The following is a 6,073-nucleotide window of genomic DNA, read 5'->3' on the forward strand; positions in this document are numbered from 1 at the left end:
ACAAAGCTGAAGGAGAGAGTGAAGATATGTTTAAGCTGAGTGAAATTAAAGAATTGATCGAGCTGCTGGACCAAACGTCCGTGCATGAACTAGAAATCGAAAATGAAGGCGCTCGCTTGTCCATTCGCAAGAACGGCGCGAGTGAAGTTGTTCACGTGCAGCCGCAGGTTGTTGCCGCTGTACCGCAAAATGTCCAAGCTGCCGCATCGGCTCCGGCTCCGCAAGAAACGGTATCGGCTCCTCAAGCGACAGACTCGGCCCCATCGGCTGCACCTGCTGCGAACTTACATACCATTGTTTCGCCGATGGTCGGGACGTTTTATCGTGCCTCGTCGCCGGAAGCTCAGCCTTACGTAAATATCGGCGACAAAGTCGGCGAGAAGACGACGGTCTGCATCATTGAAGCGATGAAGCTGATGAACGAGCTGGAGGCGGAAGTGAAAGGCGAAATCATCGACATCCTGGTGGAGAACGGGCAGATGGTCGAATACGGTCAGCCTCTCTTTTTGGTGAAGCCGGAGTAAACCAAGGAATACGCCCTTAACGCATCACGCATGTTGCAGCTTCAAGGGCCGTTACCCTAGCTTTCCAAAGGAGGATACGAGTATCTCATGAAATTTCATAAAATATTGATTGCTAACCGCGGCGAGATTGCTGTGCGGATCATTCGTGCTTGCCGTGAACTCGGGATTTCTACCGTAGCGGTCTATTCCGAAGCGGACAAGGATTCGCTGCACGTCCGTTTGGCCGACGAAGCTTATTGCATCGGACCTACGCCGTCCAAGGACAGCTATTTGAATCTGACCAATTTGATGAGTGTAGCGACGTTGACGGAGTGCGACGCGATTCATCCAGGGTATGGGTTCCTGGCCGAAAATGCCGACTTCGCGGAAATCTGCGGCTCCTGCAATATTACGTTTATCGGCCCTTCCCCGGAAGCGATTACCCGCATGGGGGACAAGGCGATGGCGAAGCAAACGATGAAAGAGGCCAACGTGCCCGTCATTCCGGGCTCGGACGGATTGATTGAGGACCTCGAAGAAGCCGTGATGGTTGCTCGGGACATCGGTTATCCGGTCATCATCAAAGCGACCGCCGGCGGCGGAGGCAAAGGGATTCGGATTGCCGAGGACGAGGAATCGCTGATTAAGCAAATTACAACGGCGCAGCAAGAAGCGCAAAAAGCGTTTGGGAACGCCGGTGTCTATCTCGAAAAATACTTGACCGGCATGAAGCATGTGGAGATCCAAATCATCGCCGACAAACACGGTAACGCTGTATACTTGGGTGAACGCGATTGCTCAGTTCAGCGCCGTCGGCAGAAGCTGCTCGAGGAAGCGCCATGCCCGGTGCTCTCGCCAGAGAAGCGGCAAGAGATGGGAGAAGCGGCGGTTCGGGCCGCGCTGGCGGTGAACTACTCCGGTGCGGGAACGCTGGAGTTCCTACTGGGTCCGGACGGACAGTTTTATTTCATGGAAATGAACACGCGGATTCAGGTTGAGCATCCGGTTACCGAGATGGTCACCGGCGTTGATTTGATTCAAGAGATGATCTCTGTGGCCGAAGGTAATCCGCTATCCTTCACCCAAGAGGACATTAAGCTGAACGGTTGGTCGATCGAATGCCGGATTAATGCGGAGGATCCTACCCGCAACTTTATGCCGTCTCCGGGGAAAATCGGTTTCTATCTGCCTCCGGGCGGACCGGGTGTTCGCGTCGACAGCGGAGCTTATCCAGGGTACATGATCTCGCCCCATTACGATTCGATGATCGCGAAACTGATCGTTTGGGGACCGACACGGGAGGAAGCAATCGCGAAGATGAAACGGGCATTGTCCGAATTCGTCATCGAAGGAATTCATACCACGATTCCTTTCCATCAGAAGCTGCTGGAGCATCCGACCTTTATTAAAGGTGACTTTGATATCAAATTTTTGGAAGAAAACGAGATATAGAAAGCCGCCTCGCGTTTGTCATAATGAACCCAAAATGATATAGTATGTATAATAAGTGCGCGGTATCTATCGTTAGAGCAGCGTCATACTTATTGAGAGGTGGATGAATAGAATGAGCACATTGCCAACGGAATTCGAACGTACGGATATTGGTGAAATTCAAATTGCCCCCGAAGTCATCGAAGTGATTGCTGGACTGGCTACCGTCGAGGTGAAGGGGGTTGCCGGAATGAGCGGTGGATTTGCCGGCGGGATCGCCGAACTATTGGGAAGAAAGAACCTTTCCAAGGGTGTGAAGGTGGAAGTCGGTCAACGTGAAGCTGCGGTGGACGTATCCGTTATCGTCGAATACGGCAACCGTCTCCCGGAAGTCGCCTCGGAAATCCAGCGTAATGTGAAACGCTCCATCGAAAACATGACGGGACTGAATGTCGTTGAAGTGAACGTACATATTCACGACGTCATTTTCAAAGCAGCCGAACGTGTGGAAGAAGTGGAAGCGACCCATCGCGTGAAATAACGATTTGTCATGAACCCCTTGACCGCTTCCTTGGTCAGGGGTTTACTGTAATTTTCAGCTGGGACAAGCTGAAGCAACCCTCTTATTAAGGAGGCAATACCTGTCGTGGCCAAAATTTTAGATCGAATTTTGATGTTTATTTACAGCTTAAGCATTGCCATCCTATCCGTATTCGTTATTCTCGTGCTCACGGACGCCGTTCCTCTGGAATTGAAGGTCCTGGAGCAGCAACCGATCTATATCGGCACTTGGGTAGCGGCAATCCTGCTGCTCTTGATCAGCATTCGTGTGTTTTACATATCCGTCAGCAGAGACCGCAGCTCGGCGACCTCGATTGACCAACGCAATGAATACGGCGATATCCAGATCTCGGTGGACACCATCGAGAACTTGGCTTACAAAGCCGCTTCCCGCGTGCGTGGCATCAAGGAAGTGAAGACGCGGATTCGGATTACGGAATCCGGACTTGAAATCGTTGTGCGTGCGCTTGTGGACGGGGAGACGTCGATCCCTGCGTTGACGGAAGAAGTTCAGAAACAAGTCCATGACCGCGTCGAGGAAATTACCGGGATTCCTGTTTCCTACGTATCGGTGTACATTGCCAATCTGGTTCATTCCCCGGTTCTCAAAGGCCGGGTTGAATAGGGGTGAGCAGCGGGGTGTTCTGGAAACAATTGTGGGAGAGTCACAAAGGACGCCTGCTCGGGATAGCGGCGGCCGTGTTTTTATGCCCGATCTATCTGTTTTTCGGATTCTGGAATATGTTGTTCTGCGCCTTGCTGCTATTTATCGGGTATACGATTGGTAAGCAGAAGGACTTGGAGGGAGGCCCGCTCTTACCTTGGGGCACGATTTGGGAATGGCTGTCCACGCGTTGGCGTCCCTTTAAATGAGATTTTAATTGGGATTTTGAATTTTGAATTCCTCATTACCGCTTCCTGTGATATGCTTACTCCGGAAAAGAGCTAGGAACGTGTTCTTGCCCCTTTTGTGGAGTAAGCCTATTACGGGTCTTTTTTTGTGTTAAAGAGAGTCGTGAATTGTTAAATGTCCGGTGATGTTTGAGCCGGTTTTGGTCTATGCTTATGGGTAAGAACTGAAAGATAGGATTTGAAGCATAGCAACTTAAAGGTAAGCCATGATGGAAGAGTAAAGCGTAGAAATTGGTTAGGAGGAAGCAGATGAAACGGCGTTTGGCGAGAGAGATTGCGGTGCAGAGCATGTACCAGATGGAAATGAACGAGGTGGACGCGAACGAAGCGGTAACGATGCTGCTGACGGAAGCGATGGAAGAGAACGAAGGTGAGGTCGAGCTGTCGGATGTAGATGCGACACGGGCTTTCGCGCTGGAGCTGGTCAACGGCACCTGGAGCCGGAAGGATGCGATCGATAGCTTGCTGGAGGATTATTTGAAGGGATGGCAAATCAGCCGCTTGTCCAAGGTGGACCGGCAGGTGTTGCGTCTGGCAACTTATGAAATGATCTTCCGCGATGACGTGCCGGGGAAAGTCGCTGTAAATGAAGCGATCGAGCTGGCCAAGCATTTTGGATCCCCGGAATCCGGCAAATTCGTCAACGGCGTACTTGGGAAGATGATTCAAGACATCGATCAATTGAAGAACAAACGATAATTCCATTTTCAATTTTAATTTAAGGAAGAGGAGCGGACGAGCATGACAGCACCAATCATTAACGGTAAACAAATTTCGGAGGATATCCGCAAGGATTTGCGCGCAGAGGTAGAACAGCTGGCGAAGCAAGGCTTTACGCCGGGACTGGCGGTCGTGCTCGTCGGGGAAGATCCGGCTTCGCAGGTATATGTGCGGAACAAGGAGAAAGCCTGCCATGAGCTGGGCTACTATTCGGAGGTTCATCGCCTCCCGGCGGAAACGCCGCAAGAGGACCTGCTCGCTTTGGTGGACAAGCTGAACCATCAGGCGAATATCCATGGGATTCTGGTGCAACTGCCGTTGCCCAAGCATATTGATGAGAAAGCGGTCATCGATGCCATTTCGCCGGAGAAAGACGTTGACGGATTCCATCCGATGAATGTCGGGAATCTGATGATCGGCGACGACAGCTTGCTGCCGTGTACGCCGGCGGGGGTGATTGAACTCATCAAACGCACAGGCGTGGAGATCGCCGGGAAGCATGCGGTTGTCATTGGCCGCAGCAACATCGTCGGCAAGCCGGTTTCCTTGCTCCTGCAACGGGAGAACGCCACAGTAACGATGTGTCATTCGCGTACGGCGAACATGAAAGAGTTGACTCGCCTCGCGGATATTCTTGTGGTTGCAATCGGGCGCGCGAACTTTGTGGATGCTTCTTACGTGAAGCCAGGCGCCGTGGTCATTGATGTCGGGATGAACCGACTGGTAAACGGCAAGCTGGCCGGGGACGTGGATTTTGAGAACGTTAAAGAGATTTCCGGACCGATCACACCCGTACCTGGCGGCGTTGGCCCGATGACGATTACGATGCTGATGCAAAATACGCTGATTGCAGCCAAACGCCTGCAAGGGCTGGCTTAAGCTAAAGTTGTCGAATAACTGGGTTCAAATAAGGGAACAAAACGTTCTTATTTCGCTCTGATGATGGCATTTTGGGAAAATAGAGGACTTTTTTGGCCTTATTGCTGGGCGATAGGTGGAAAACCCCGCATATAGGGGCAACAGCGATAAAATAACGGAAAAAAGTTCCCTTATCTTCATCAGCAGCGACAACGAGAAGCAAATAAGGGTATACATTGCCCTTATTCTCGGAAAGGAGGCGGCACCTTTGGATCAGCAACGGATTTTGACGGTCAAGGAATTAAACCGCTACATCCGGATGAAGCTGGAATCGGATCAGGTGCTCACCGACGTCTGGATTCGCGGTGAAATTTCCAATTTCACGCATCATTCCAGCGGGCATATGTATTTCACGCTGAAGGATGCGGACAGCCGGATCAAAAGCATTATGTTCGCATCGTATAACCAGCGGCTGCCGTTCCGACCTAAAGAAGGCACGCGCGTGATTGCACGCGGTAATGTTTCCGTCTACGAGCGGGATGGCCAGTATCAATTCTACGTGACGCATATGCAGCCGGACGGCGTAGGCAGCCTGTATCTGGCCTTTGAGCAGCTGAAGCAGAAGCTCGAAGCGGAGGGCTTGTTCGCGCCGGGACGCAAACGGCCGTTGCCGCGGTTCCCGAAGACGATCGGCGTGGTAACCTCGCCAACCGGAGCGGCGGTCCGCGACATCTTAACGACGCTGGGGCGGCGTTATCCGCAGGCAGCAGTGATCCTGTACCCCGTGCTTGTCCAGGGCAAGGGGGCAGCGCCGTCGATCGTGAAAGCGATCCGAACGCTGAACGCGATGGGCGAGGCCGACGTGCTCATCGTCGGCCGCGGCGGCGGCTCGCTCGAGGAGCTGTGGGCGTTCAACGAGGAGCAGGTCGCGCGGGCGATCTATGAATCGGCGATTCCCGTCATCTCGGCCGTGGGCCATGAGACGGACTTCACTATCGCCGATTTCGTCGCCGACCTGCGAGCTGCCACGCCCACAGCGGCCGCCGAGCTGGCCGTGCCGCACACGGCCGAGCTGCGCGCGCTCTTGC

Annotated in this window: 8 protein-coding genes; all 8 read left to right on the plus strand. The window is 52.8% G+C overall.

Features of this window, described 5'->3' with window-relative positions; all coding sequences use genetic code 11:
• The first annotated feature begins 26 nt into the window (after window positions 1-26).
• On the plus strand, window positions 27-524 hold the full coding sequence (accB, locus tag POTG_RS15505) for an acetyl-CoA carboxylase biotin carboxyl carrier protein (protein ID WP_016311706.1): 498 nt from the start codon (window positions 27-29) through the stop codon (window positions 522-524).
• A gap of 87 nt (window positions 525-611) precedes the next feature.
• The gene (accC, locus tag POTG_RS15510; protein WP_009225782.1) at window positions 612-1,955 is read left to right on the plus strand and encodes an acetyl-CoA carboxylase biotin carboxylase subunit; all 1,344 of its coding nucleotides are present in this window, start codon (window positions 612-614) and stop codon (window positions 1,953-1,955) included.
• Between the two features lie 112 nt (window positions 1,956-2,067).
• A complete protein-coding gene (locus tag POTG_RS15515) occupies window positions 2,068-2,475 on the plus strand; it encodes an Asp23/Gls24 family envelope stress response protein (protein WP_009225783.1) in 408 nt (135 codons plus the stop codon).
• 105 nt (window positions 2,476-2,580) lie between these two features.
• Window positions 2,581-3,120, plus strand: a complete 540-nt coding sequence (gene amaP / locus POTG_RS15520) for an alkaline shock response membrane anchor protein AmaP (RefSeq protein WP_009225784.1) — start codon at window positions 2,581-2,583, stop codon at window positions 3,118-3,120.
• A 14-nt stretch (window positions 3,121-3,134) separates the two neighbouring features.
• On the plus strand, window positions 3,135-3,368 hold the full coding sequence (locus POTG_RS15525) for a DUF2273 domain-containing protein (protein WP_009225785.1): 234 nt from the start codon (window positions 3,135-3,137) through the stop codon (window positions 3,366-3,368).
• Window positions 3,369-3,656: 288 nt separating this feature from the next.
• Complete coding sequence (gene nusB, locus POTG_RS15530) at window positions 3,657-4,106, plus strand: transcription antitermination factor NusB (RefSeq protein ID WP_009225786.1); 450 nt, start codon at window positions 3,657-3,659, stop codon at window positions 4,104-4,106.
• A gap of 42 nt (window positions 4,107-4,148) precedes the next feature.
• Window positions 4,149-5,006 (plus strand): bifunctional methylenetetrahydrofolate dehydrogenase/methenyltetrahydrofolate cyclohydrolase FolD, encoded by an 858-nt coding sequence (folD, locus tag POTG_RS15535; protein ID WP_009225787.1) that lies wholly within the window; start codon window positions 4,149-4,151, stop codon window positions 5,004-5,006.
• A gap of 298 nt (window positions 5,007-5,304) precedes the next feature.
• Window positions 5,305-6,073, plus strand: a 769-nt coding sequence (gene xseA, locus POTG_RS15540; protein ID WP_232282324.1) for an exodeoxyribonuclease VII large subunit, incomplete at its 3' end; no start/stop codon positions are given.

The organism is Paenibacillus sp. oral taxon 786 str. D14, from assembly GCF_000159955.1.
Lineage (GTDB): Bacteria > Bacillota > Bacilli > Paenibacillales > Paenibacillaceae > Fontibacillus > Fontibacillus phoenicis.

Excerpts from the sequence above, each read along its gene's own strand:
- accB (WP_016311706.1), top strand. The coding sequence starts at position 27 with ATGTTTAAGCTGAGTGAAATTAAAGAATTGATCGAGCTGCTGGACCAA.
- accC (WP_009225782.1), top strand. The coding sequence starts at position 612 with ATGAAATTTCATAAAATATTGATTGCTAACCGCGGCGAGATTGCTGTG.
- POTG_RS15515 (WP_009225783.1), top strand. The coding sequence starts at position 2,068 with ATGAGCACATTGCCAACGGAATTCGAACGTACGGATATTGGTGAAATT.
- folD (WP_009225787.1), top strand. The coding sequence starts at position 4,149 with ATGACAGCACCAATCATTAACGGTAAACAAATTTCGGAGGATATCCGC.
- nusB (WP_009225786.1), top strand. The coding sequence starts at position 3,657 with ATGAAACGGCGTTTGGCGAGAGAGATTGCGGTGCAGAGCATGTACCAG.